This is a genomic window from Fundidesulfovibrio magnetotacticus, from assembly GCF_013019105.1.
Taxonomy (GTDB): Bacteria; Desulfobacterota; Desulfovibrionia; order Desulfovibrionales; family Desulfovibrionaceae; genus Fundidesulfovibrio; species Fundidesulfovibrio magnetotacticus.
This window is the reverse complement of sequence record NZ_BLTE01000015.1, coordinates 59,794-84,987: the sequence shown is the minus strand read 5'-3', so window position 1 is coordinate 84,987 and position 25,194 is coordinate 59,794. Positions and strand designations below refer to the sequence as shown.

Below are 25,194 nucleotides of genomic sequence, written 5' to 3'. Positions count from 1 at the left end.
GGCGGGGGGCTTCCCCGCCGCGCGCAGGGACGACAGGATGTAATGCGTGTCCCCGTGAGGGGCATGGGAGCCGCCCGGCGGTTCCCATGCCCCTCACGGGGACGGGCCGCGAGAATCGGCCCGGACCAGGAAACCATGCTTCGACGAGTTGCCGCAACAGCCCGTGAAGCTCATTGAAAGTTTTTGAAGGAGAGCTCTAGAGGAAACTTTTTCCCAAAAGTATCCTCTCGAATCCTCTCCGCGCTTCCCACAGGAGGGACACCATGCGCGTTAAACGCGGACAGGCCGCCCACAAGCGGCACAAGAAGTATCTGAAGCTTGCCAAGGGATTCGTCGGCGCCCGTTCGGTGCTCTACGAGACCGCCCGCGAGAACGTCGAACGCGCCATGGCCTACGCCTACCGCGACCGCAAGGTGAAGAAGCGCGAGTTCCGCAAGCTGTGGATCATGCGCATCAACGCCGCCGCCCGCGAGAACGGCCTGAGCTACGGCAACTTCATGCACGGCCTCACCCTGGCCGGCATCGAACTGGACCGCAAGGTCCTGGCCGACATGGCCGTGCGCGAGAAGGCCGGCTTCGCCGAACTGGCCGCCCTGGCCAAAACCAAGGTGACCGCGTGAGCCAGGGCCAGGCCCTGATCGAGGAATTGACCGCCCTGGCCGGGGAAGCCAAAAACACCCTCGGCCAGGCGGCCTCGTTCGAGGCCCTGGAAGACCTGCGCGTGGCCTACCTGGGCCGCAAGGGACGCCTTGCCCAGGTGATGGCCAAGCTCCCCGCGCTCACGCCCGAGGAGAAGCGCCAGGCCGGGCAGGCGGCGAACCAGCTCAAAGACGAGCTGACCGCCTGGCACACACTGCGCCTGGAGGCCCTCAAGCGCCAGGAGGAAGAGGCCCTGCTGGCCTCCTTCGACCCGGCTCTGCCCGGACGCGCCCCATCCCTGGGCGGGACGCACCCGCTGACCATGGTCAGCGAGGAGATCTGTCGCGCCTTCGCGGGCATGGGTTTCGAGGTGGTCACCGGCCCCGAGATCGAGACGGACTTCTACAACTTCGAGGCCCTGAACTTCCCCCCCGAGCACCCCGCCCGGGACATGCAGGACACCCTCTACATCGGGGACAACATCCTCCTGCGCACGCACACCTCGCCCCTGCAGGTGCGCACGCTGCTCTCGCGCAAGCCCCCCGTGGCGGCCATCGCCCCGGGCAAGGTCTACCGGCGCGACTCAGACATCACCCACTCCCCCATGTTCCACCAGATCGAGGGCTTCCTCGTGGACAAGGGCGTGACCATGGCGGACCTGCGCGGCACCCTCACCTTCTTCGTGCACCGCATCTTCGGGGCCGAGACGCGCGTGCGCTTCCGGCCGAGCTTCTTCCCCTTCACCGAGCCCAGCGCCGAGGTGGACATCTCCTGCGTGCTCTGCGAAGGCACGGGCCGCGCCGGGGACGACACCTGCCGCGTGTGCAAGGGCACGGGCTGGGTGGAGATCCTGGGCTGCGGCATGATCGACCCCAACGTGCTCAAGGCCGTGGACATCGACCCCGAAGTGCACTCCGGCTTCGCCTTCGGCATGGGCGTGGAACGCGTGACCATGCTCAAGTACGGCGTTGGCGACCTGCGCCTCTTCTTCGAGAACGACGTGCGCTTCCTGGGCCAGTTCGCGTAGAGGCCCGCGCGGCCATGCGCCTGACCACCGAAGAACGGGAGGCCATCAAGGCCGCCGTGCGCGCCCAGGACCCCGAGGCCCAGGTGTGGCTCTTCGGCTCGCGCGCGGACGACTCCAAGCGCGGCGGCGACATCGACCTGCTCGTCTTCTCCCAGATCATGGGCTGGTCCGAGAAGGGCGACGTGTGGTGGGAACTCCAGGAACGGCTGGGCGAGCAGAAGATCGACATCGTGGTGGCCAAGGACCGGAGCGACCCGTTCGTGCGGATGGTCATGGAGAAGGCGGTGAGGTTATGAGCGCCCTGTCTGCCAAGGAACTGATCGCCAAGGGCGTCGCGCAACTGGAGCGGTCCGCCGAACGCCTCGGGAAATCGTACGAGATCTGTCTCAAGGCGAATCGCGAATCCCCTGCCGACGAGGACTACGACGCCTTTGAAGCCCTTGCCGGGCGTTTTTCCCGCACCTCGGACATCCTGCTTCAAAAAGTCTTCCGTGCCCTGGACGCCTACGACCTCTACGAAAGCGGAACCCCGTTGGACGTGATCAACAGGGCGGACAAACGGGAACTCTTTGATGATGTCGGATCCATCAAAAGAATCCGCGCACTCCGCAACACGATAGCGCACGAATACGAACTGGAAGACATTGTCCGGCTCATGAACGAGATTTTGCTCCTCACGCCGGACCTGCTTGAAGCGTGCAAGCGTTCCATCGCGTACGCAAGAGAACTCATCGAATCCTGAATGGCGAAGGGCTTCCCGCCATCGGGACGCCACCGCGCCGGAGGCATAGTCCATGCTCCTTTCGCTCAACTGGCTCCGTGAATTCGTGCCCTACGAGGGCCCCGTCGACACCCTGGCCGACCGCCTGACCATGCTGGGACTCGAAGTGGAGGGCGTCTCGCGGCCCTTCGCCGCCTGCGCCGACGTGGTGGTGGGCAAGGTGCTCACCCGCGAGCAGCACCCCGACGCGGACAAGCTCTCCGTCTGCTCGGTGGACGTGGGCCAAGGCGAGCCGCTCCAGATCGTCTGCGGCGCGGCCAACGTGGCCGCCGGGCAGTTCGTGCCCGTGGCGACCATCGGCACGAAGCTCCCCGGCGGGCTCGTCATCAAGAAGAGCAAGCTGCGCGGCGTGGAGTCGTGCGGCATGATCTGCTCCGAATCGGAGCTGGGCCTGGCCGAGAAGTCAGAAGGCATCCTGGCCCTGGAAGGCGCGCCCGTCCCGGGCAAGACCCTGGCCGAGGCCTTCGGCCTGGACGACGTGGTGCTGGAGATCGGCATCACCCCCAACCGCGCCGACTGCCTCTCCATCCTGGGCCTGGCCCGCGAGACGGCCATGGCCTTCGGCCTGCCCCTCTCCATGCCCAAGGTCCGCCTGGAAGAGCACGGCCCCGACGCCTCCTCCCTGGTGCGCGTGGACATCCAGGACCCCTCGGGCTGCCCGGTCTACCGCGCGCGCATCATACAGGGCGTGGAGATCAAGCCCTCCCCGGCCTGGATGCGCTGGCGGCTCGCGGCCATGGGCCAGCGCCCGCTCAACAACATCGTGGACGTGACCAACTACGTGATGCTGGAGCTCGGCCAGCCCTTGCACGCCTTCGACCGCTCCCTCCTGGCCGGGGACGTCATCGAGGTCCGGCGCGCCCGGGACGGCCAGCGCTTCACCACCCTGGACGGCCAGGAGCGCACCCTCACCGCGCGCGACCTGCTCATCTGCGACCAGGCCAAGGCCGTGGCCCTGGCGGGCGTCATGGGCGGCGAGAACTCCGAGATCAACGACCGCTCCACCGACGTGCTTCTGGAGTGCGCCGTGTTCGACCCGGCCACCATCCGCAAAACCGGCCGCCGCCTGGGCCTCTCCAGCGAATCGTCCTACCGCTACGAGCGCGGGGTGGATCAGCCCGCATCGCTCTTCGCCATGAACCGCGCCGCCGCGCTCATGGCCGCCCACTCCGACGGGCGCGTGCTGCCCGGCGTGGCCAGCCATGAGCCCCGGCCCTGGAAGGCCCCCGCGCTGTCCTTCCGCCCGGCCAAGGCCGCAGCGCTCCTGGGCATCGAGCTCACGGGGGAATTCTGCCGCAAGACCCTGCAGGGCCTGGGCTGCGAGGTGGAAGCCCGGTCGTCCGAGGCCTGGAGCGTCGTCCCGCCCCCCGCCCGCCTGGACCTGGAGCGCGAGGTGGACCTCGTGGAAGAGGTGGCCCGCGTCTACGGCATGGACCGCATCCCGGCCGTGATGCCGCGCATGGCCAAGTCCCTGGACGTGCAGGACGCCCTGGGGGCCGAGGTTCCCTTCCTGCGCCGCCTGCGGGACTGGGCCGTGGGCGCTGGGCTGCGCGAGACCGTGAACTACTCCTTCGTGGGCCAGCACGAGCTGGACCTGCTGGGCCTGCCCGGCGAGGGCCGCGTCCCCGTGGCCAACCCCCTCTCGGAAGACCAGAACGTCATGCGCCCCAGCCTGGCCCCGGGCCTGCTCAAGAGCGTGCGCCACAACCTGAACCAGGGCAACGCCGCCCTGCGCCTCTTCGAGATCGCCAAGATCTTCGTGGCCGACAAGGCCTCCGAGACCACGGTGCGCGAGACCGACCACCTGGCCATCGCCCTGCACGGCGCGCGCTTCGGCGGCTTCCCCTGGCCCGAGGAGAAGGCAGACTATTCCGACCTCAAGGGCCTGGTGGAACACCTTCTGGGCTCGCTGGGCCTGCACGGCGCGCGGTTCGCGCGCAAGGCCGACCACTCCTGGCTCTCGCCCTGCGTCGAGGTTTCCCTGGAGGGGCGTACGCTGGGTGTGCTGGGCCGCGTTCTGCCCGACGTGGCCGCCTCCTTCGAGGCCCGGGCGGACCTCTGGCTGGCCGAGCTGGACGCCCAGGCGCTCATGCGCCGCCACCAGCGCCGGGCCGTGCGCCACGCCGCGCTCCCCAAGTTCCCCCCCTCGCGGCGCGACGTGACCCTGGTGACGCCCGCCGGACTCTCGGTGGCGGAGCTGCTCAAGGCGGCCCTGGACGCCCGCCCCGCCATCCTGGAGGACGTGGCCGTCCACGACCTCTTCGAGCCCAAGGGCGCGGTGGAAAAGAACGTGACCCTGCGCGCCACCTACCGCCACGCCGAGCGCACCCTCACGGACAAGGACGTGGACAAGGCCCATCAGGCCCTCTGCGCCGCCCTGGGCAAGGCCCTGCCCGTGCGCCTGCAGCAGTAGACGCTCGGGCGTTTCGCTTCCCCGGGCGGGTCAGGCTTCGGCCTGGCCCGCCCTTTTCCGTATGGAAGGCCGCACGACGCGGGGGAGACCCGGGAAGAGATAAGCCGAAGGGAAGCCGGTCCCTGCCGGTGGGCACGCAGGCGTCTTCCGTGTCCGTCGCGCGCGAGGAAACCAACGGAACGATCACGCCAGCGGCCAGCCCGTGCGCGTCTTGTGCGCCCTTCGCGCGCAAGGGGTAGCCCCCGGCCCCGGATCAGTTCCCTGAGGCCCGCGGATGCGGAGCGAACAGCGGGACGACAACGATGTCCGGGATGGCCATCGCCTCCAGCTCGCGCAGGATCGCATCCTGGTAGCGGACGCTCACCACGGCTACGTGCGCCGGTGCTATTGTGCGTAAAGTCTCGCTGTCTCGCATGCGCACGGGGCGTCCCATGTGGGGGTAGAGCTGCCGTTCGGCGCTGCTGTCGAGGAAACCGCGCAGGTTCTCTTCCGGAATCTGGAGCCCGTGGGAAAGGCGCATGCATTCGATGCTCGCGGGCGTCACCCAGACGTCCCGGTCCGTGCCGCGAAGTCCTGACATGATGGCGCGGAACTCCGCCGTGGCGCGTTCGATGTGAGGCACGACAAAGGGATCGATGTAGACAGGGTATTGGCAATGGGGACAATAGCGCTGGATCTCGAAGGAGAAGCCGGAGATTTCCAGAGGGAAATTCCCGCCGCAAGTCTGGCAGGCGATGGACAGGCCGGAAGTAAAAGGCGTTTCATCCAGAACCTGAACGATGTGGCCGCGTCTGTTGGCCAGTGAATAGGCGTAGTATTCACGCGAAGCCCACTCCTGCAGTTCGAGCAAGTCCTCGTCCGGCATTCTGGTCATGTTGACTCGTAGCTTGCCGAATGTGCTGAGGGACGAAATGAAGTCGGCCTTGTCGGCGATCAATCCTTCGCGCAGACAACGGTCATAGATGGGAGACCCGGGGTAAGGAACAATGAAGCCGATGTCGCCGAAGGGCACCAGTGCGGTCTCCTTGAGGAAATCGACCGTCTGGCGCACGGTTTCGGGGGTTTCTTCGAAATCGCCGAGGATGATGCCCCCGGCGGTGCATATCCCGGCCGCGCGGACGTCGTGGATCGCCTTGCGTGAAATGGCTGAAGTGATCTTTTTTTTCATCGACCTGAGAATGGTGTCGGACCCGCTCTCGAAGCCCATGGTAACGGCCCTGCAGCCGGCCTGGCGCATGCGCCTGAGCAACGCGGGATCCGCATCGGTGGCTCGCATCTGGCAAGACCAATTCGTTATGAAGCTCAAACGCTCGATGGCGTCGCAGAACTGTTGCGTCCAGGTTTTGTCGAGGGCGAACAGTTCGTCGCCGAACCCGAACGCGGTAAAGCCATAGGCGCAGTGCAGAGCGTTGATCTCTTCGATGACACTGGGGACGGAGCGTTTCCGATAGACGCTCCCCGGGGGATGATAGCAGAACGTGCAGTGGAACGGGCAGGATCGGCTCGTGTAAATGGAAACGCCGACCGAGGCGATCTCCTCGGGAGTGAGGAAGATTTCCCTTGCCGGGAAAGGCAATGAGTCGAGATCGCGAATAACGGGGCGCGCGGGCGAGCGCGTGACCTGCCCGTCGCTCATGGACACGACGCCTTGCACCTGGGCCGGGTCTGAACCGGATTCGAGGGCGTTGACCAGTTCGAGCATGGTCAGTTCGCCTTCGCCGAGCACGCCGTGGTCGACCCCGAACTGTTCCATGCAGAATTCCGGTTCTGACGAAAAGAGGTTGCCCCCGGTGATGAGCACGGTTTCGGGCGACAAGGCCTTGACCGTGCGGAAGAACGTTTGCTGGAAACGATATGTCGTGCACAGCCCGCCCATGGCGATGGCCCCGCACCCCGTGCCGTCGGCCAGACGGACGGCGGCCTTGGCGACCTCCTCGGCCGTTCCGGGCATGCTGTTGGCGTTGAGGCCGATCGCCTCGTGCCCTCCCCGGAGGAGCATTGCCGCCACGTAGGCCGGGCCCAGCGGGAGGTACGGCGTGCGGTCGGAGGTGTAGTATCGTGGCTCGGCGAGCAAAATGCGCATGGAAACGACTCCTCATGAGGTGCGCCCGGCCAGACTGAGGGCAGAGGTGCGGTCAGTCGGCGCTGTGCGGGCGCGGCGTGGGACAAGTAAAGCCAGTCGTCAGTGTAAGCAAGATGAATGCCTAAGCTAACGGCTTTTCAGAGAGAAGTCTGCCGAATCCGGCACCCATGGGAAACCCTCTGGGGACGACCCGCATGGCCCAGGCCGCAACGGAACCTGTGTTGGGTGAACCGCGTGAATCATCAAGAATTGTCGTGAGCGCCCTTGAAAGTCAACGGGAGGGCAAGTGTCCTTCAAGGTTCGAAGCAGGCCTCGAACGCGTTTGGCCAGCGGCATCGGCAGGGACGCCATGTCGGCAAAGCGCTGCCGCAGGCCGGTTAGCGGCCCGCCGGTGCTTCTCGGATCGGCCAAGGCGCTTTCCGCGCAAAAAGCCCCGGCGTCCGGAGGACCGCCGGGGCTTGCATCAGCCTGCGCGGGGTGAGCGTTTATTTGGCTTCCACGAACTTGCCGTCCTTCACCTGGACCATCACCAGGGAGCCGGTGTCCAGGCCGTTGTGGTCCTCGGGGGTGACGTTGTAGACGCCCGAGATGGCCACCACGCCCTTGAGCTGTTCCAGGGCGTCGCGCAGGGCGGCGGGGTCGGCCTTTCCGGCCTTTTTCAGGCCCTCCGCCAGCAGGGTCAGGGCGTCGGCGGCGTAGCCGGAGTGAGTGTTCATGGGGAACTTGGCCTGAAGCCCGGCGGCGTCGTAGGCCTTCACGAAGGCGTCGATGACAGGCTTCTGGGGGTCGGCGGCGGTGAGGGTGGCGGCAGTCATCAGCTTGGTGGCGGGCATGAGCACGCCTTCGGCCCCGGCGCCGGCCAGCTTGAGGAAGTTGGGGCCGGCGATGCCGTGGGACTGCACCACCAGGGGCTTGTCGCCCGGCAGGTCCGCGAAGTTCTTGGCGGCGATGGCAGCGGCGGGCCCGATGGTCCAGACGATGACGGCCTGGGGCTTGGCCATGGCCACCTTGAAGGCCTCGGCGGAGAAGTCCGCGCCTTTGGAGTCCATGGTCTCCTCGGCCACGAGGGTGATGCCGTGCTTGGCGGCCAGGGCCTTGAGCGCGTCCAGGCCGTCCTGGCCGAAGGGGTCCTTGGCGGTGAGCAGGGCCACCTTGGTGGCGCCCTTGGCCTTGAGGTGCGCGTAGATCTTGTCCACGGCGGTGTTGGTGCGCTGGGGCACCTTGAAGGTCCAGGCGAAGGGTCCGTACTTGCCGCCCGCCACGATGGCGTCGCCGCCCACGGTCATGATCACGGGGACCTTCTGCTCCTCGGTGTACTTCTTCACGGCCATGCCCTCGCCGGTGGAGGTGGGGCCGATGAGGGCCAGCACCTTGTCGGATTCCACCAGCTGGCGGGCCATGCGCAGGGCCACCTCGGGCGTGGACTGGGTGTCCAGGGCCACCAGCTTGAGGGGGCGGCCCAGGATGCCGCCTGCGTCGTTGATTTCCTTGAGCTTCATCTCGGCGACCAGACGCGTGGCGGTGCCGATTTCGGCCGTGGGGCCGGATTCGGCGAAGATGCCGCCGATCAGGATAGGCTCAGCGGCGGCTGCGTTGCCGACGAAGCAGAAGAGGGCCAGGACCAGGGCGAAGAGGGAGCGCGGCATGATTCCTCCGGAACGTGTAGGGTTGTGCAGGAAGTACACGCGATCGGCTAGCGGGGCAACAGGCGCGCCCGGCCCGATTCCCGCCAGAAGCCCGCCACCAGGGCGATGGCCAGGATGAGCCCGTGGGCCAGCACGGTGGCGTCGCCCAGCTGGTGGAACCAGGCGATGAGCGACTCCAGCGCCACCACGGCGGCCAGGGGCCGGATGAGGCGGCCGGGGCCGCCGATCACCAGGAAGAGCAGCGTCTTGAGGGAGAGGCCCAGGTCGAACTGCCCGGGGCTGATGAAGCCGGTGGAGTTGGCCAGCACCATGCCCGCCATGGCCGAGAGCGCACCGCCGATGCCGAAGGAGAGGGCTCGGGTGGAGAGCCGGTCGATGCCGCAGCTGGAGGCGGCCAGGGCGTCGTCCTTGCAGGCCATGAGGGCGCGTCCCTGGCGGGAGTCGCGCAGGGCCAGGAAGAGGTACCCGCCCAGGGCGATGAGCGCGATGAGCGCGAAGAAGTTGGCGCGGTCGCCCGTGAGCGTCCCCACAAGGGGGAGCGAGGGCGAAACGGGGACCATCATCCCGTTGGAGCCGCCGGTGAGCCCGGAAAAGGTGAGCACGAGGTTGTGGAAGATCAGGCAAAGGCAGAGGGTGGCCATGGCCAGGAAACCCTCGCCCAGCTTCTCCAGGGGCTTGGAGACGGCCGAGGCCAGCACGTAGACCCCCAGGGCCACGCCGGGCACGATGAGCAGGGTGCCCTGTGGCCAGAGCGCGTGGAGGATCACCGAGGCATAGGCCCCCAGGCCGCAGAAGGCCCCGGTGGCCATGGAGGCCTGGCCCCCCAGGCCCAGGCAGAAGTTGAGGGCCAGCACGTTGAGGGCCAGGAAGAGGTGCTGGTTGAGCGTGAGCAGGGCCACGCCGGGCAGGAAAGCGCCCACGGCGCAAAGGCCCAGCAGGAAGATGCCCAGGTGTGCGAGCTGGCGTCGCATGGTCAGACCTTCTCGCGCCTGCCGCGCTCCAGGGGCGAGAACACCAGCAGGGCCACCAGGAGCGAGTAGGTGAGGGTTTCCTTGAGGTCGGCCGAGAAACTGAGGGTCAGGCAGGCCTCGATGACGCCCAGGGCGAGGCCCCCGGCGAAGACGCGCGAGAGCGAGGAGTAGCCGCCCAGGGTGGCGGCCACGAAGCCCTTCAGGCCCAGGCCGAAGCCCATGTCGTAGCGCAGCATGGTCTGGGGGCCGATGGCCATGGCCGCCAGCGCGGCGAGCATGCCCGAGAGAGCGAAGGAGAGGGCCTGGGCGCGCACGGGGTTGACGCCCTGGAGGCGCGCGGCCAGCGCGTTCATGGACACGGCGCGGATGGCGCGCCCGGTGCGCGTGAAGGTGAGGAAGGCCGAGAGGGTGGCCACGCTGGCCAGGGCCAACGCCAGGGAGGTGAGGGTGTTGGCCGAGAGGAACAGCGGACCCATGCGGAAGGCGGGCAGGGCGATGAACTGATCGAGCTTGAGGGGGTTCTTGCCCCAGATGAGGATGGCCGCGCCCTGCCAGATGAGGCTCGCGGCCACGGTGAGCATGAGCTGGCGCAGCGGTTGCGCGCCCAGCAGCACGCCCAGGGTGGAGGCGTAGAGCAGGTGCCCCAGGGCGAAGCCGAAGGCCCCCGCGGCCAGGAGCGCCGTGAGCGGCCCCAGCTGGAAGGCCTGGGAGACGCTGAAAAGGACAAGTCCGCCCAGGAGGAGCAGCTCCCCCTGGGCGAAGTTGATCAGTCGGCTCGAATTGTAGACCAGGGCGAAGCCCAGGGCCATGAGCCCGTAGACGGCCCCCAGCGCCAACCCGGAGTTGACGGCCTGGGCCAGATAGAGACCGAGCACGCCGTGACGCCGGCGGGCTAGTTGCCCACCTCCTCCATGTTGCCGTAGGTGCCGCTCTGCTGCGTGGAGTTGATGTCCAGCGGGTAGGCGAGCACCAGGGTACGGCGGTTCTTCAGGCCCGTGGGGCCGGGGTAGGTGTTCATGCACACGATGAGGTCCAGGGTGCCGTCGTTCTCCAGGTCGGAGACGTCGTAGCCCATGATGGTGCCCTTGATGCGGCGGGTCTTCCACTTCAGGTTCATGCCCACGCCGTCCCAGGCCAGGGCGTGGATTTCGCCCTGGGAGAAGGAGCGGAAGTTCTCGAAGAACTGGGAGGCGATGGAGATGTTGCGGCTCACCAGCAGTTCGGGGGTCTTGCCCAGGATCACGGGGACCAGTGGCAGGGGCACGTAGTAGTAGGACCACATGTAGTTGGCGTTGGGCGACGCGCCGGGGGCCATGAGGGTATCGTGCTCGATGCCCAGGCCGGAACCGGCGTACTGCTCCTCGGTCTTGGCGATCACGTCGTTGCGGCCGGAGGTCACGTTGAGCCGGTCGCCGTCGTCCACGTAGACGAGCTTGTAGCCTGCCTCTTCGGGCAGGTAGGCGAAGTTGAAGGGGTTGACCTTGCTGGGCACGTTGAGCTTGGAGCCCTGCGTGAGCTTGCCGCCGGAGTAGGACATCTCGTAGACGCCTCCGGTGAAGAGATCCTTCTGGTTGCCCTTGCTGCCCACGAGCTGGGGCTGGAAGCGGGGGGGCAGCTTCACGGTGGCCAGGTACCAGGGCAGGCGCTCGGCTTCGAGCACGAGCTTGTTGCCCTCCAGGCGGTAGACGGAGGAGAGCGGCAGGCGCTCGAAGTGGGCGGTGATCACCAGGCGTGCCTGGCGGTCCGAAGGGCTCTTCACGATGGAGGCGCGCACGTTGGTCACCCTGGTGGAGCCTTCGTGCTTGGCCACCTGGGCGAGCTGGCGGTCCTGGTGGCGGTAGACGTAGATTTCGGCGTTGGTGAAGAGCACGATCTCGTTCTTGCCGTCCCCGTCGAGGTCGCCCACGGCCATGCCGTTGGCGGCGAAGGGCAGGCTCTGGCTGCGCCAGGAGCCGGCGGCGTCGGAGTTGCCCGCGTAGCGGAAGTTGGGGTTCAGATAGGTCTGCTGGTTCTCCGCGGTCTGGTTGACCACGAAGGCCGGGTTCATCTGGTTGACCTGCTCCACGGGCTGGCCGGTGCGGGGGTCGCGCTGGGCCTCGGGGCGCTTGAAGATCTGGGTGTTGATCTCCTTGGCCACGCCCTCCATGGCCGGGATGATGGCGTTGAGCTTGGTCTGGGTGGCCTTAGGGGTCACCTGGCCCTTGGAATCCATGACCTTCACGTCGAGGCTGGCGTCGCCCCCGGCGATGGTGACGGAGCCAAAGACCACGTAGTCGGCCTTGAGGGCGGCCAGGGCGGCCTTGGCGTCGGCCTCGGAGCGGGGCGCGGCCTTGGCCTTCTGGTCCACCACGGCGCGGTCCACGGGCTGGAACTTGCCCTGCCAGGTCAGGCGCGAGGCCAGCATGTCCTGCACTCCCTGGGAGAGGTAGGCGTACTGGTCGGGGCCGTTGATCACGAAGGGCAGTACGGCGAAGGATTTCGTCTGGGCCATGGCGGCCGAAGCGGACAGGATGACGGCCAGAAAGGCCAGGAACACCACGCGGACGCGGATCATGCAGGAACCTCCATTGGCTTGGGAGAGCCGCACCGGCTTGGCCGGGCGGGCTTGGGTGTTAGCATTAACCCATGAGCGAGGCAAAAGAAATGTGTCGGGCTTTTTCCTTGCAGGGAGAGGGGTTGGGCGAAACGGCCGGGCATGAACAAAGATTCATGACCGCCCGCGCCTTCCGGCCCTGCAAAGGGGACGCGCAACGAAGCCCGGAGGTTACGCGATACGGGCCTTGCCAAGCGCGTGGGCTTGGGCCATCCTCCGGGCGTGGCACGCTCCTTCCGCCTCGTCTGCGAGGCCTCCGAGATTTCCCGCGTGGAGGACCTCCTGCGCGCCCAGGGGTTCGATTTCGAGCCCGAGCCCTTCCACGGCCTCTGCCGTCGGTTGACGGCCGAGCCCTTCCCCCTGGGGGCCTCCCTGGCCGCGCGCTTCGGCCTGGTCTACATCCAGGACCGCTCCTCCATGCTGCCCCCACTGGCCCTGGCCCCGCCCCCCGGCGCGGCCGTGCTGGACATGTGCGCCAGCCCCGGCGGCAAGACCTCCTTCCTGGCCCAACTCGCGGGGCGCGAAGGCTTCGTGCTGGGCAACGAGCCCGGGGCCGACCGCCTGGCCACGCTGCGCCGCAACCTGGCCTGCATGAACCTGCCCCAGGCCGCCACCACCGGCATGAAGGGCCAGGACCTGCCCCTGCCCGAAGCCGCCTTCGGCCACATCCTTCTGGACCCCCCCTGCAGCGGCTGGGGCACCGCAGAGAAGAACCCCCGCGTGCTCGACCTGTGGACCCCGGACAAGGCTCAGCCCCTGGCCGCGCTCCAGCGCGAGCTCCTGGCCAAGGCGTCCACGCTTCTGGCCCCGGGCGGGAGGCTTCTCTATTCCACCTGCACCACCAACGTGGCCGAAAACGAGGAACAGGCCCTCTGGGCCGTCCGGGAGTTGGGCCTGGAGCTTGCGCCCTTGGCCCCCTTCGCCGGGTTCTCCTTCCACGAGCCCCTGCTGGCGGGCGCGGAGGGGACGCTGCGCGTGGACTCCGAGGGCTCCGAGGCCCAGGGATTCTATCTGGCTCTCCTGGTGAAGCCCGGCGGCGCGGCGACGCCCGTCGGCCCCCCCGGGCCGGACGCCGAAGGTGTGGGCGGCCCGGTTCGGGACGGCGCGTCAGACCATATCCCCGCCCGCTGCGTCGAGGACGAGGGGCGGGTTCAGGACCCTGCCGCGCGCGGCGCGACGCGGCGGGAACCCCGGGAGCGGACGCTCCGCGCCTGTTCCGGGCGGGAGAAGCCCCTGAAAAGAGCCCCCCGCGAGCGCGAGGCGGGTTTCGAGGCCCTGGTCCTGGAGGATGTTGCCGCCCTGGCCCCGGACCTGGCCTGGGACGCGCTGCCCCCGGGCTGGCTGGAGCCCTTCAAGGACGAGTTGTGCTTCCTGCCCGAACGCGGCCGCGGCCTTCTGCCGCCCCGGCGCAAGGGCCAGCGTCTGGGATCGCTTTCGGGGGGTGTCTTCCGGCCGTGGGGTCGCGCCCGGGTGCTCGCCCCGCTGCCTGGGGCCGGTCCCTGCCTGGACGCGGACGATCCGGAGGTGCTTCGCGCGCTCCTGGAGGGCCGCAGCGTGGGGGTTTCCCCCGGAGCGGCGCGCATGGGGCTCGCCTTTCGGGGGCTGCCCCTGGGATTTCTGGCCGTGAAGGGCGCGCGCGCCCTGTGGTCCGACAGATAGAGGTGAAACAATGCGAAACGTGATGCCCAGAACCCGCCTGCGCCAGGCCGCCAGAAGCGCCCCGGTGGAGCCCCGGTTCTTCTCCTTCAACGACCAGCCCAAGGACTTCTCCATGACCGGCATCCGGCGCAGGCTGTCCAGGTTCTTTTCGCCCCGGAGCGGGCGCTCGGTGATCCTCCCCCTGGACCACGGCGTGGGCGAAGGCATGCTCCCCGGCCTGGAAGCCGTGGGGCGTCTCCTGGGCCTGGTGGCCGGGCGCGAGGTGCAGGGCGTGCTCCTGAACAAGGGGCCGGCCCGGGCGCACGGGGCGGCCCTGCCGCCGTGCATGGGGCTGATCGTGCAGCTTTCCGGGGGCACCAAGCACGCCCTGCCGCCCTACGGGCGCACGGTGGTCTGTTCGGTGGGCGAGGCCCTGCGACTGGGCGCGGACGCCGTGAGCCTGCAGATCAACGTGGGCAACGACCTGGAAGACCGCATGCTGGCCGACTTCGGCGCCATGGCCGACGAGGCCCACCAGGCCGGGCTGCCCGTGCTGGCCGTCATCGCGCCCCGGGGAGGGCAGATCGTCAACGAGATGGACCCGAGCCTCATCTCCCACTGCATCCGCCTGGGCGCCGAACTGGGCGCTGACCTCACGGGCGCGCCCTACGGCGGCGACCCGGCCAGCTTCGCCGAGGCCATCGAGTCCTCGGACACGCCGGTGCTCGTCACGGGCGGCCCGGGCCGGGGCGACGCCCAGCGCTTCCTGGCCGCCATGGAGGAGGCCCTTGCCTGCGGCGCGGCGGGCATCTGCGCGGGACGCAACATCTTCCAGCACCAGGACCCCGAGGAGGTGCTGGACGCCATCGTCAACCTCGTGCACGCCCCGCGCGGCGAGGAGCCGGGCGGGCCCGGCGACGTTCCCTCGCCCGGAGGGGACGCCGCGCCGGACGGCGACGCCTCCGCGCCGGACGAACAGGACGCCGGGCCGGACGCAGGGGCCTGAGCGGCCCGCGCTCCGACCCCCGGTACGTCTGTCACGCATGGACGCGGCGCGCCTCTTCGTGGGCCTGCCCCTGCCGCCCGTGCTGCGCGATGGTCTGGCGGCCCTGCGGCGCGTGCTTGAGCCCCTGTCCCCGGTCCCCTGCGCCTGGACCAGGCCCGGGGAGTGGCACCTGACGCTCAAATTCCTTGGCGACACGCCCCTGGAGCGCATTCCGTCCCTGAAGGCGGCGCTGGAAGGCGTCGCCTGGGAGGCCTTCACCCTGCGCCCGGGCGGGGCCGGGACGTTCCCGGAGCGCGGCGCGCCCCGGGTGCTCTGGGCGGGGCTCGCGCTGGGCGGGCCTGAGTGCGCGGCCTTGGCGCGCGCGGTGAAGCAGGCGCTCGCGCCCTTGGGCTTCGCGCCCGAGGCGCGCGCGTTCGCGGCGCACCTCACGGTGGCCAGGGCCAAGGGGGCCGCCCCGTCCGCCGCGTGGCGCCCCGCGCTGGAGGCCCTGGAGGCGGCGCGCTGGGAGGCGGTCCGCATGGAGCGGATGGTGTTGTGGCGGTCTTATGCCGCCGGGCGTGGCGCGGTGAGCGTCGGGCCGGTGCGGCATGGCGCGGTTGGCGGTGGCGGAACGCAGGGCGTCGTGCCGGGAGTCGGCGCGGGGAGCGCGGGGGGAAGTCGTCCCCCGGGGCCCCGCCACGTCCCCCTGTGGGAGGGCGGAGCCCCGGGTTGAAGGACCGGATGCGTCAGGGCCGGGGCGAGCCCGTGCTAGAGGTAGTCGCCCCTGTTGAACTTGATCTGTTCCGTCGCGGCCAGGACATCCAGTTCGTTGACCAGCGAAGAGAGTTCCGGGCTGTGCCCGTCCAGGCCAGGGTGCTCGTCCTTGAGCTTTTTCACGCCGCTCTGGATGGTTTCGAGGGTTCCGTAAGCCTGGCGCAGTTGGGCGGAGCCGCCGCTGGCCAGGGCGTCGGAATATTTTTCCCATTGGTTGAGAATGCTGTCCACGTTTTCCATGACCGCCTGCCTTTCGTTCGCCACCCCGGCGGCCGGCGCGGCGGCCTGGGCCGCCATGGCCTGGGTCAGTCCCGCCATGCCCGAGAGCAGGGGGGGCGGGGCGGTCCGTGCCGCCTGCTGCCCGCTCTCCACCTCCCTGGCCAGGATGTCTCCGAAGTTCCCGGCCTGGGTGGACCTGCTGGACTGAACCTTTCCCGTCTGTTGGATGGGGACGATCTGGTCCGGTTGAATCTTCATCGGCGCATCTCCTCGCCCTGACGTGTTCCTGGGCTCTGCATAGCAAAGGCCTTGCCAATACGTGAATTTTGTCAACCATGCGAAATCATGAACTATGCGAAGCTTCGCACCCGGAAGTTTTTGCCGCCGGGCTTTTTCCCGATCGGCCGAAGCGGGCAAAACTCCAGGCCTGGGCGCAAGTGACCCCGCCGCGAGCCTTTCCCCTCAGTAGTCCAGGGGAAACCCCTTGTCTATCCTCGCCCCGTGCGGCTACACTCAGGGTTCGGACAACGCGAACCATTGGAGGCGGCCATGGCCGATTTCAAGAAGATTCTCTGCGCGGTCGATTTCTCCGACCACAGCCCCAAGCTCGCCGATTACGCCGTGTCGCTGGCGCGGTGCACGGGGGCGAAACTGATCTGCGTCTACGTGGCCCCGTCGCTGTCGCAGTACGTAGGCTTCCACGTGCCGCCCAGCTCCATCGAGGCCTTCGTGGGCGAGATCGTCTCCGGGGCGGACTCCAGCATGCAGGCCTACCTCGACGCCCACTTCAAGGGCGCCGACGCCACCGGCAAGGTGCTCGTGGGCTACCCCGCCGAGGAGATCCTCAACATGGCCGAGGACGAGGACGCCGACCTGATCATCATGGGCACCCACGGCCGCACCGGCATCGACCGCATCCTCTTCGGATCGGTGGCGGAAAAGATCGTGAAAAGCTCCAAATGCCCGGTGCTGACCATCCGCCCGGAACACAAGGACGAGGATTGATGGACCCGCGCGACACGCTGCGCCCCGAAGTGCTGGAGTTCACTCCCTATTCGCCGGGCCTTTCCATCGACGAGATCCGGGAGCGCCACGGGCTGGCCAACGTGATCAAGCTCGCCAGCAACGAGAACCCCCTGGGGGCCTCGCCGCTGGTGCGCCGCGTGCTCGCGCGCCGTTCCGAGAGCGTCTTCCGCTACCCCCAGTCGGGCAACCCCAGGCTCGTGCGCGCCATCGCTGATTTCCACGGCGTCGATCCCGCGCGCATCGTGCCGGGCAACGGCTCCGATGAGATCATCGACCTGATGCTGCGCGTGAAGGCCCGCCCCGGCGTGGACAACGTGGTGGCCTTCCAGCCCTGCTTCAGCATCTACCGCCTCCAGGCCAAGCTCTGCGGCGTGGAGATGCGCCAGGCCCCCCTGCGCCAGGACTTCAGCTTCCCCTTCGAGGAGCTTCTGGCCCTGTGCGACGAGAACACCGCCCTGGTGTTCGTCACCAACCCGGACAACCCCTCGGGGCACGCGGTGAAGGCCGCCGAGCTGGCCTACCTGGCCAAGGCCCTGCCCCCCCGGGCGCTCCTGGTGGTGGACGAGGCCTACGTGGAGTTCGCCGAGCCCGAGGAGGAGCACTCCGTGCTGGGCAGGCTGGACAGCCTGCCCAACGTGGCGGTTCTGCGCACCTTCTCCAAGCTGCACGGACTGGCCGGGCTGCGCCTGGGCTTCGGGGCCATGCCCGTCTGGCTGGCCGACTACCTGCTGCGGGTGCGCCTGCCCTTCAGCGTGAACCTGCTGGCCGAGGCCGCGGGCATGGCCGCCCTGGAAGACAACCACTTCCGCCTCGCCTCCCTGGAGGCGGTGCGCAAGGGGCGCGCCTACCTGCACGCCGAGCTGGAGCGCCTGGGCTGCCGCCCCAGCCCCTCCATGGCCAATTTCATCCTCTTCACGCCGCCGACCGACGCCCAGGGCGTCTTTCAGGCGCTGCTGGCCCGGGGGATCATCATCCGGCCTCTGGCCAGCTACGGCATGCCCGCGTGCCTGCGCGTGTCCATCGGCAGCGATCCGGAGAACCGGGCATTCGTCCAGGCCCTGGAAGAGGTGCTGGGGAACCATGGCTGAGCCGCTAGTCGTCACCATGGACGGGCCGGCCGGGGTGGGCAAGTCCACCCTGGCCCGCATGACGGCCCAGGCCCTGGGCATCGCCTACCTGGATACCGGGGCCATGTTCCGGGCCACGGCCCTGGCCCTGGGCGAGGGCGCGTGGGACCTCTCCGGAGCGGAGCTGGAGGCCAGGCTGCCGGGCATCGTCTTCGGCCTCACGGGCGTGGGCGACTGCTCCACGCTCCTATGCAACGGCGCGGCCGTGGGCGACGAGGTGCGCACCGAGGAGGTGGGGCGCTGGGCTTCGCTCCTGGCCGTGCGGCCCGAGGTGCGCGCGCGCCAGCTCCAGGTGCAGCGCTCCCTGGGGCTGGGGACCTCCCTGGTGGCCGAAGGGCGCGACATGGGCACGGTGGTCTTCCCTGCGGCGCGTCGCAAGTTCTTCCTGGACGCGAGCCCCCGGGTGCGCGCCCTGCGCCGCGTGCGCCAGCTGGAAGCCATGGGCCAGGCCGCCGACGCGGCGGCCATCGAGCAGGCCATCCGCGAGCGCGACCGCCTGGACCGCGAGCGCCCCGTTGCCCCGCTCGTCCCTGCCCCTGACGCCGTGATCGTGGACACCTCGGAGCTCACGCTCCATCAGGTGTTCGAGCGCATCATGGACGCCGTGCGCAGCTCATAGTAGCCCGTTGAAAAAGTCGATTCTTGCAGCCTGTTCAAAAAACTCGCTGGCAAGGCGCGGGGAAAAAGCCAGGCCCGAAGCGTATTTCCCATACGTGAGGGGTTGGCTTTTTCCCTGCAACGCAGCCAGCGAGGATTTTTCAACCGGCTGATAGCCCGTTCAGGGCGAGAAACCGCTCCAGCATGGCGTTGACCTGCCCGGGCACTTCCAGAGTGAGGAAGTGGCCCGAGCCGGCCACCTGCGCCCAGAGCGCCCCGGGGCAGGCCTCGCGCAGGCGCTCCTGGTCCGTGCGCGGGCGCGTGGCCGCCACGTAGAGCAGCGGAACTTCCAGCCCGCGTAGGGCTTCCTCCCCGTCCGCTCCCCTCCAGTGCTCGAAGAGGCTGGCCACCACATGCTGGGGCGTATCCAGCATGCGTTCCAGGATGGCCTCGCGCCGCGCGGGATCGTCGGTGGGCTCGAAGGCCGCTTCAAAGTAGCGCCGGGCGTAGCCCTGCCAGGTCGGGGAGCGCAGCCCCTCCAGGAGCGTGCGGATGCGCGTGGGGCGGCCCAGCGGGGCCAGGAGGGTGGTGTCCAGGCAGGCCACGGCGGCGGTGAGCGCGGGGTGTCGCCGGGCCAGTTCCAGGCAGATCGAGCCGCCGAGGCTGTGGCCCACGGCCACCACGGGCCCGAGACCCAGGGCGTGGACCGTCCGGGCCATGTCGTCGGCCAGTTGGGCGCAGGTGTAGTCCAGCCGGGGCTTGTCCGAGGCCCCGTGGCCGCGCAGGTCCGGTGCGGCCACGCGCCGCGAGTCCCCGAAGTGTTCGATCTGGGGGGCGAAGAAGGTGTGGTCGCAGCTGTTGCCGTGCACGAAGAGCAGCGGCGTGCCGCCCTGGCCGCGCTCGTAAACGTGCAGGACGCAGCCGTCGGGAAGCGTGACGTTCTCGTAACCCATGGGGCTCACGTACCCTTCGGCACGGGGCCAGGGCAAGTCCTGCCCCAGGCATGGCGCGGGCGGGTTCGCGAGGGCGCACCCGAACGGCGGGGACTTCGCCCGTGGACTTCCGGCTACGACCGGGCGCGCGCGGACCTTCCGCCTCAGCGCCTTCCGGGCCGTCTGGTCGGGGCGGAAGCGAAACGCAAGCGTTGACGGAACGTTACGAAAATGTGGCGCGAAGATGCGCCAAAGCATTCACACTTTTACGATGAGTGGCCCAAGCGCGCGCCGCGCCTGGATAAAAAAAACTTGCGCGCGCTGGCGGCGGGAGTACAAAGGAGTCAATGCCGAGGGCGGTCTTCGGCAGGCGTTGCAACCGCGGCGGAGGGTAGCCATCGTTAATCCCGCCTCCCATACCGGGCGACTGAGCGCCCCCTCGGATTCGTCGAACTGCGCGATCCACTCCCAGGCCTAGCCGGGAGAACGCCGGTCACCCGGCAGGGCGCAGAGGGACGAATCTTTTTTTGGAAGCCGGAGTTTCTTCATGGCCAGGAAGAGTTTGCGGCTCACCCAGGCGTCGGTGGCGGCGTAGGTGACCTGCGCGGGGGAGAGGGCCTTGGCCTCCCAGTTGGTCAGGCGGGCCTTCTTGGAAACCCGCACCCCCAGGAGCGCGGCCGCCAGGTTGCGCAACCCCGTCACGGGCCAGCCCACGCGGCGCGCCCATTCCCCTACGTCCTCGAAGGCCTTGGGCGTCACCGGCCCGATCTTGGCCAGTGCGGCCAGGTCGTCGCGCACGGCCACGCCGGCCTTGATCACCTTGCGGTCTCCCAGAATCTCAGCCAGGGCTTCCCAGGCCCCGAAGCCTCCGGCCCGAACGAGCACCACAACGTTCTCGCCGGCCAACTGGATGAGCGAGGGGTTGTAGCACACGCCGCGCTTGAAGGTGGGGCGCGTCTCGGTGTCGAAGCCCAGGACGCGGTCGTTTGCCAACCGCTGGAGGGCGTCGAGGGTTTCCTGGGGCGTTTCGGCGACGAGGATGTCGCCCAGGAAGCTGGCGCGGGGCAGGCAGGCCAACTCTTCCGGGGGCATGGCGCGGGGGGCTTCGAAGGATGGGGTCATGGCGCGGGGGGGAGGGTTTCGAGCGCCGAGGGCGGCGGTGGTTGGGTGAAGTAGCGCTCCACGAATTCGTCGATCACGATGTCGGGTTTTTCGCGCAGGATGGCGTCTCTGTCGAAATCACGGATCTTGTTGGAACTGGTGGGATATGGCCAGACTAGGTGGATGCGCGAGAAGTGCTCGGCCAGGAAGGGCATCATCTCGTGCAGGAAAGAGTCGCGGAAGACCACGGCCTTGGGGAGCGAAGTGTCGGCCTGGGAGTAGGTGGAAAGGGGCTGGAAGTGGTTGAGCTCGGCACGGACGCCGGATTCCTCCCGCGCCTTGAGAGGGCGCTTGGGCGTGACCATCACCTCGTTTTCCCCGTAGATGTCGCCCAGGGCGATCATGTAGGAAAGCCCGCCCTTGAGCCCGGGGCGCTCGGAGAATGCGAAGTCGGTCCCCGGCAGGGGCTCCAGCGACGGGAAGTGGCGTTTGAGCTGGTCCGCTGTGGCACGGTAGGCGAAGAAGGCCCCGAAAGGGGTCCAGTGGCTGTCGGTGCTGTAATAGGCCTTGCCGTTGGTCTTGGCTTCCATAAGCGCGGGCCGCAGATCGAGCACGTCCACGTCCGCGTTGGCCAGAGCGCTGCAGAGCTGGTCGAGTTTGCTCACGTCCCTGGCTTTGTTGAAGCGTTCCGGGATGTGCTCGGGGTAAATGCTGGCCTTGTTGGGGGCCACCACCACCATGTAGCGGATGCCGCGTGCGGCCAGCCAGTCGCGCCGGGACGTGAACACCTTCACCCACACGGCCAGTTGTTCGGGCGTGAGGGGGGCGATGACCCGGTAGTCCGAGATGACGTTGAGCGAGGGATTCTCCTGGGCCAGGTAGAGCCAGCCGTTCTTGCCGGCCAGCACCGGGTCCGAAGGCATGGAGGCCCCGAAGAAGCGCACGTCCAGGAGGGCCTGCCAGCGCACGAGGGTCTTGCGTATGCCGAAGTTGCGGTCCAGCCAGTTGCGACGCAGGCTGTAGACGGTCTGCCCCAGGGTCTGGAGGTCGAAGGAGAGTCCGGGAAGGGGGAGGTTCTCGCCTTCCTGGAGGGGGACCTCCGGATTGTAACCGGCAATCTGCGCCATGCACGGGATGCAGATGGCCAGCACGAAACCCGCGATGGTCAGCCGGTGCACGGCTGTCTCGGTGTGGTGCGCCTTGCTGCGGAGCATGCCCTAGAACTGGAAGTAGATGAAGGGGTTGTGGGTGCCGCTGGCCAGGGCCATGCACGAGAGCAACAGAATCGCCGGCGTGGCTACGAGGCCGACCAGGGCGTCCACTCCCGCGCCCAGGGCCACGCTGGGGGCGCGTTCCAGGCGATGGCGGCGCAGGTCGCGCAGCCAGGGAATCAGGGGCATGGAGCCGACAATGCCCAGGCAGAGCATAATGAGCACCTTGGGATTGAGGAAGAGCCCCACGTGCCACTCCCTGCCCGAGGCCTCGGTGAAGCCCGCCAGGGCCTTGATGTAGGCCATGGCGTGTTCCAGCGAGGTGGCCCGGAAGAACACCCAGCCGATGAGGAACACCAGGATGGTGTAGGCGTGCGGGATGGGCCGCCACGCGCCGTCCAGCCATTTGCCGAAGCGCGAGCGTTCCAGGCCCAGGAAGAAGCCGTGGTAGAGGCCCCACACCACGAAGCACCAACTGGCCCCGTGCCATAGGCCGCACAGGAAGAACACGAGCACGAGGTTGAAGGTGACGCGCGCCTCAGAGCAGCGGTTGCCGCCAAGGGGAATGTAGAGGTAGTCGCGGTACCAGGTGGAGAGCGAAATGTGCCAGCGACGCCAGAATTCGCGGATGCTGCGCGAGATGTAGGGGTAGTTGAAGTTCTCCATGAACTTGAACCCGAACATATGCGCCAGTCCGATGGCCATGTCGGAGTAGCCGGAGAAGTCGAAGTAGATCTGCAGGGCGTAGCAGATCAGCCCCAGCCAGGCCACCGGGGTGGTGAGCTGGTCGGAGGGGATGCCGAAGATCTTGTCTGCGGGCAGGGCCAGCACGTTGGCGATGAGCACCTTTTTGCCCAGGCCCGTCACGAAGCGGTTGATGCCCAAGGCGAAGCGCTCGCTGGTGACGGTGCGCCGGGTGAGCTGGTCGGCGATGTCCTTGTAGCGGATGATGGGACCGGCCACCAGCTGCGGAAAAAGCGAGATGTAGAGCGAGAGCTGCGGCAGGGAGCGGTTGGGCGGCGTCTGCCCCCGGTAGATGTCCATGAGGTAGGAGATGCAGTGGAACGTGTAGAAGGACACGCCGATGGGCAGGTGGATCTTGCCGATCTCCACGGGACGAAGCCCCAGGGGAGCGGCCACGTAGAGATTGAGGTTGTCCACGATGAAGTTGCAGTATTTGAAGATCACCAGGAGGGTGATGTTGAAGGCGATGGCCAGGCCGATCTGGAGCTTGGCGGAAGAGCGGAGGTGGGCCTTGTGCACCCAGAGCCCGAAGAAGTAGTTGGCAATGATGGAGATGGCCATCACCACGGTGTAGATGCCTTCGCCCCAGGCGTAGAAGACGAAGCTGGCCAAAAGCAGCACCAGGTTCCTCAGGCCCAGGGTCGGTGCGGCGACATAATAGAGCAGCAGCACCAGCGGCAGGAAATAGAACAGGAACGATGCGGAGCTGAAAACCATGATGTCCTGCGATCAAGCGGATTGGAAGGGAAGTCCCCCGTGGGACTCGGGCCAATTACCCGATGGCCGTGGTTTTGACAACACCCGTTCCAGGCGGTAGCTCCACGCCCGGAGGATCGCCGTGGACAAGACCCCCGTGACCGCGGGCGTGGCCTACGCCCCGGGCTTCGCCAGACGCTGGCAGGCCCTGATGCTCGACCATCTGGGCGGCGCAGGCCTGGCCGTGGCCCTGCCCGGACGCCAGGAGGAGGCCGTGCCCCTGCCCTGGCTGGCGCTTCTGCCCGTGCAGCGGCTTATCAAGCGCCCGTCCCCGGACCTCTTCGCGCCCTGGACGCCCTCCACGGCTACCGGAGACGCCCGGCCCTCGGTGCTCGTGCTGCCGCCCGGCCTGGACCTCCCGGTCGGGACACATCCCCCGGCCTTGGGCGTGTTGCGCCTGGAGCCCGCGCATCCCTCGCGCATGAAGGACGGAGCCGTGGAGGTGCGCCTGATCTGGGATCGCCCCGGCCGCGCGCCGCGCCTGGCGGCAGGCGCCTCCACCTGCCTGGACGCCCCCGCGCCCCTCAAATGGGCCACGGCCCACATGGCCAAGGCGGCCGCGCTGCCCGCCTGGACGCTCGGGCGATACGCCCGGGAGGGCGAGGCCTTCTGGGACTCCCTGCCCGAGGCGACGGCGTCGGGCCCCTGCCGCCCCGGCCCCGCCGCCTGGGCGGGCTTCGTCGCGCGTCTGGCCGCCTGGGGCCTGGAACGCGCCTGGTTCGACCTGCTCCACCGCCGCCAGTGGTATCTGGCCCTGCGCCCCGGCGACGGCGATCCCATGGCCCCGGACTTCGCCACGCGCCCCTTCACGCCGCTCTTCCCGCCCAAGGGCACGGGCTGGGCCGATCCCTTCCTTTTCGAGCACAACGGCAGGCGCTGGCTCTTCGCCGAGGAGATCCCCGGACAGGGGCGCGGCAGGCTCTGCGTGCTGGAGGAACGGCCCGGCGGAGGCTTCGGCGCCGCCAGGCGCATCCTGGAGGAGCCCTTCCATCTCTCCTATCCCCAGGTGTTCGCCCACGGCGGGCAGGTGTGGATGGTCCCCGAGACCGGGGCGGCCGGGCAGGTGCGGCTCTACCGCTGCACGGATTTCCCCCTGCGCTGGGAGCTGGACCGGGTGCTCCTGGAGGGACCGGCGGCGGACGCCACGTTCCTGGAGCACGGCGGGCGCTGGTGGCTCTTCGCCACGCTCAAGCGTCCCGGCGGCTCCTCCTGGGACGAGTTGCACCTCTTCCACGCCCCGGATCGTTTCGGCCCCTACGAGCCACATCCCTGCAACCCCGTGGTGCGCGACGTGCGCCGCGCGCGTCCGGGGGGGCGGGTGTTCTTGCGCGGGGGGCGGCTCTATCGGCCCGGGCAGGACAGCTCTGGGCACTACGGGCGCGCCCTGGCGATGCTGGAGATCACGCGGCTGGACGCGCAAGGCTACGCCGAACGCCCCGTGGCGCGCCTGGAGGCCGGTCTCGTGCCCGGCAGCTTCTGCCTACATGCCTTTGAAGCCCAGGGGGGCCTTGAGATCGTCGACGGGCAGCGCTTTGTCCCAATCTGGCGGTGAGGCGTTGGGGTCGGCCTCGCGCACGGCCCCGACCTTGACGATCTCCACCAGGTCGCAGGAAACGCCGCGCTTGAGCCCCTTGAACGCGCTGGCCCGCAACTCCACTTCCTGGTTCTCCTGGAGGTCCGGGGAAGGGTGGTCGGTGAGGTAGACTCCGGTGACGCGCACCACGTAGCGGGTGCCGCCCGCGTCCACGGCCAGGGCGCGTACGATGCCGTCCACGCTCTGCACGCCCGCCACCACGCCGGTGAGCAGCACGGGCTTGTCGGTTTCCCGGCCCAGGTAGGTGAGCAGAGCGAAAAGCGCCAGACAAGCGAAAAAGAGTTTGTAGGGTTTTTTCAGGTCGTTGACGCGCATGGTACTCCTCTTGGGCGGCATG

General features: G+C 68.4%; 23 protein-coding genes. 12 read left to right on the top strand and 11 right to left on the bottom strand.

From position 1 onward, the window contains the following. Nucleotides 1-263: 263 nt before the first annotated feature. Genes rplT through pheT form a run of 5 tightly spaced genes read left to right on the top strand, consistent with a single transcriptional unit; the run spans nt 264 to nt 4,860 of the window. A complete protein-coding gene (gene rplT, locus NNJEOMEG_RS15645) occupies nt 264-620 on the top strand; it encodes a 50S ribosomal protein L20 (protein WP_173086116.1) in 357 nt (118 codons plus the stop codon). Further along, on the top strand, nt 617-1,666 hold the full coding sequence (gene pheS / locus NNJEOMEG_RS15640) for a phenylalanine--tRNA ligase subunit alpha (protein WP_173086115.1): 1,050 nt from the start codon (nt 617-619) through the stop codon (nt 1,664-1,666). Before rplT ends, pheS begins: the two co-directional genes overlap by 4 nt. A gap of 14 nt (nt 1,667-1,680) precedes the next feature. Continuing rightward, nucleotides 1,681-1,962 (top strand): nucleotidyltransferase family protein, encoded by a 282-nt coding sequence (locus tag NNJEOMEG_RS15635; protein ID WP_173086113.1) that lies wholly within the window; start codon nt 1,681-1,683, stop codon nt 1,960-1,962. Beyond that, the gene (locus NNJEOMEG_RS15630) at nt 1,959-2,408 is read left to right on the top strand and encodes a hypothetical protein (RefSeq protein WP_173086111.1); all 450 of its coding nucleotides are present in this window, start codon (nt 1,959-1,961) and stop codon (nt 2,406-2,408) included. Before NNJEOMEG_RS15635 ends, NNJEOMEG_RS15630 begins: the two co-directional genes overlap by 4 nt. A 52-nt stretch (nt 2,409-2,460) precedes the next feature. Then, on the top strand, nt 2,461-4,860 hold the full coding sequence (pheT, locus tag NNJEOMEG_RS15625) for a phenylalanine--tRNA ligase subunit beta (RefSeq protein WP_173086109.1): 2,400 nt from the start codon (nt 2,461-2,463) through the stop codon (nt 4,858-4,860). A gap of 253 nt (nt 4,861-5,113) precedes the next feature. Here pheT and NNJEOMEG_RS15620 read toward each other — a convergent pair whose 3' ends face one another. The 5 genes from NNJEOMEG_RS15620 to NNJEOMEG_RS15600 all read right to left on the bottom strand — a co-directional run bounded on the left by NNJEOMEG_RS15620 (nt 5,114) and on the right by NNJEOMEG_RS15600 (nt 12,114). Then, entirely contained in the window at nt 5,114-6,943 is a 1,830-nt protein-coding gene (locus tag NNJEOMEG_RS15620) for a B12-binding domain-containing radical SAM protein (protein WP_173086107.1), read from the bottom strand. 485 nt (nt 6,944-7,428) lie between these two features. Continuing rightward, nucleotides 7,429-8,589 (bottom strand): ABC transporter substrate-binding protein, encoded by a 1,161-nt coding sequence (locus NNJEOMEG_RS15615; RefSeq protein ID WP_173086105.1) that lies wholly within the window; start codon nt 8,587-8,589, stop codon nt 7,429-7,431. 47 nt (nt 8,590-8,636) lie between these two features. After that, nucleotides 8,637-9,560 carry a branched-chain amino acid ABC transporter permease gene (locus NNJEOMEG_RS15610; protein WP_173086104.1) on the bottom strand — a complete coding sequence of 308 codons (924 nt, stop codon included), beginning with the start codon at nt 9,558-9,560 and terminating at the stop codon, nt 8,637-8,639. 2 nt (nt 9,561-9,562) lie between these two features. After that, nucleotides 9,563-10,435 carry a branched-chain amino acid ABC transporter permease gene (locus NNJEOMEG_RS15605; RefSeq protein WP_173086102.1) on the bottom strand — a complete coding sequence of 291 codons (873 nt, stop codon included), beginning with the start codon at nt 10,433-10,435 and terminating at the stop codon, nt 9,563-9,565. 17 nt (nt 10,436-10,452) lie between these two features. After that, nucleotides 10,453-12,114, bottom strand: a complete 1,662-nt coding sequence (locus tag NNJEOMEG_RS15600; RefSeq protein ID WP_173086100.1) for a CsgG/HfaB family protein — start codon at nt 12,112-12,114, stop codon at nt 10,453-10,455. Nucleotides 12,115-12,375: 261 nt separating this feature from the next. Here NNJEOMEG_RS15600 and NNJEOMEG_RS15595 point away from each other — a divergent pair, with 261 nt between their 5' ends. From NNJEOMEG_RS15595 to thpR, 3 genes are read left to right on the top strand one after another with little or no spacing between them, the layout of a single operon-like run. Next, the gene (locus tag NNJEOMEG_RS15595; protein WP_235957001.1) at nt 12,376-13,812 is read left to right on the top strand and encodes an NOL1/NOP2/SUN domain family protein; all 1,437 of its coding nucleotides are present in this window, start codon (nt 12,376-12,378) and stop codon (nt 13,810-13,812) included. A 10-nt stretch (nt 13,813-13,822) separates the two neighbouring features. After that, nucleotides 13,823-14,797, top strand: a complete 975-nt coding sequence (locus NNJEOMEG_RS15590) for a class I fructose-bisphosphate aldolase (protein WP_235957000.1) — start codon at nt 13,823-13,825, stop codon at nt 14,795-14,797. A 37-nt stretch (nt 14,798-14,834) separates the two neighbouring features. After that, nucleotides 14,835-15,509: an RNA 2',3'-cyclic phosphodiesterase gene (thpR, locus tag NNJEOMEG_RS15585; protein ID WP_173086096.1), complete on the top strand. Its 675-nt coding sequence runs from the start codon at nt 14,835-14,837 to the stop codon at nt 15,507-15,509. Nucleotides 15,510-15,544: 35 nt separating this feature from the next. Here the strand turns inward: thpR and NNJEOMEG_RS15580 are convergent, their stop codons facing one another. Continuing rightward, nucleotides 15,545-16,027: a hypothetical protein gene (locus NNJEOMEG_RS15580; RefSeq protein WP_173086094.1), complete on the bottom strand. Its 483-nt coding sequence runs from the start codon at nt 16,025-16,027 to the stop codon at nt 15,545-15,547. A 291-nt stretch (nt 16,028-16,318) separates the two neighbouring features. Here NNJEOMEG_RS15580 and NNJEOMEG_RS15575 point away from each other — a divergent pair, with 291 nt between their 5' ends. From NNJEOMEG_RS15575 to cmk, 3 genes are read left to right on the top strand one after another with little or no spacing between them, the layout of a single operon-like run. Next, nucleotides 16,319-16,774, top strand: a complete 456-nt coding sequence (locus NNJEOMEG_RS15575; protein ID WP_173086092.1) for a universal stress protein — start codon at nt 16,319-16,321, stop codon at nt 16,772-16,774. Next, nucleotides 16,774-17,883, top strand: coding sequence for a histidinol-phosphate transaminase (hisC, locus tag NNJEOMEG_RS15570; protein ID WP_173086090.1), 1,110 nt, complete (start codon nt 16,774-16,776; stop codon nt 17,881-17,883). The genes NNJEOMEG_RS15575 and hisC overlap by 1 nt, the downstream gene beginning before the upstream one ends. Next, nucleotides 17,876-18,541 carry a (d)CMP kinase gene (gene cmk, locus NNJEOMEG_RS15565; protein WP_173086088.1) on the top strand — a complete coding sequence of 222 codons (666 nt, stop codon included), beginning with the start codon at nt 17,876-17,878 and terminating at the stop codon, nt 18,539-18,541. The genes hisC and cmk overlap by 8 nt, the downstream gene beginning before the upstream one ends. A 139-nt stretch (nt 18,542-18,680) precedes the next feature. On the opposite strand, the gene NNJEOMEG_RS15560 is transcribed toward cmk, so the two are convergent. The 4 genes from NNJEOMEG_RS15560 to NNJEOMEG_RS15545 form a co-directional block, all read right to left on the bottom strand. After that, nucleotides 18,681-19,472: an alpha/beta fold hydrolase gene (locus tag NNJEOMEG_RS15560; RefSeq protein WP_235957003.1), complete on the bottom strand. Its 792-nt coding sequence runs from the start codon at nt 19,470-19,472 to the stop codon at nt 18,681-18,683. Between the two features lie 453 nt (nt 19,473-19,925). After that, nucleotides 19,926-20,573 carry a 3'-5' exonuclease gene (locus tag NNJEOMEG_RS15555; protein WP_173086084.1) on the bottom strand — a complete coding sequence of 216 codons (648 nt, stop codon included), beginning with the start codon at nt 20,571-20,573 and terminating at the stop codon, nt 19,926-19,928. Continuing rightward, nucleotides 20,570-21,766, bottom strand: a complete 1,197-nt coding sequence (locus NNJEOMEG_RS15550) for an alginate O-acetyltransferase AlgX-related protein (protein WP_173086082.1) — start codon at nt 21,764-21,766, stop codon at nt 20,570-20,572. Before NNJEOMEG_RS15550 ends, NNJEOMEG_RS15555 begins: the two co-directional genes overlap by 4 nt. Before the next feature lie 3 nt (nt 21,767-21,769). Beyond that, nucleotides 21,770-23,224 carry an MBOAT family O-acyltransferase gene (locus NNJEOMEG_RS15545; protein WP_173086080.1) on the bottom strand — a complete coding sequence of 485 codons (1,455 nt, stop codon included), beginning with the start codon at nt 23,222-23,224 and terminating at the stop codon, nt 21,770-21,772. A gap of 121 nt (nt 23,225-23,345) precedes the next feature. Between NNJEOMEG_RS15545 and NNJEOMEG_RS15540 the strand changes: the two genes are divergently transcribed. Beyond that, a complete protein-coding gene (locus NNJEOMEG_RS15540) occupies nt 23,346-24,815 on the top strand; it encodes a glucosamine inositolphosphorylceramide transferase family protein (protein WP_173086078.1) in 1,470 nt (489 codons plus the stop codon). Here NNJEOMEG_RS15540 and NNJEOMEG_RS15535 read toward each other — a convergent pair. Then, nucleotides 24,744-25,172, bottom strand: coding sequence for a hypothetical protein (locus NNJEOMEG_RS15535; RefSeq protein WP_173086076.1), 429 nt, complete (start codon nt 25,170-25,172; stop codon nt 24,744-24,746). The two genes, NNJEOMEG_RS15540 and NNJEOMEG_RS15535, sit on opposite strands and share 72 nt — an antisense overlap. Nucleotides 25,173-25,194 lie beyond the last annotated feature (22 nt).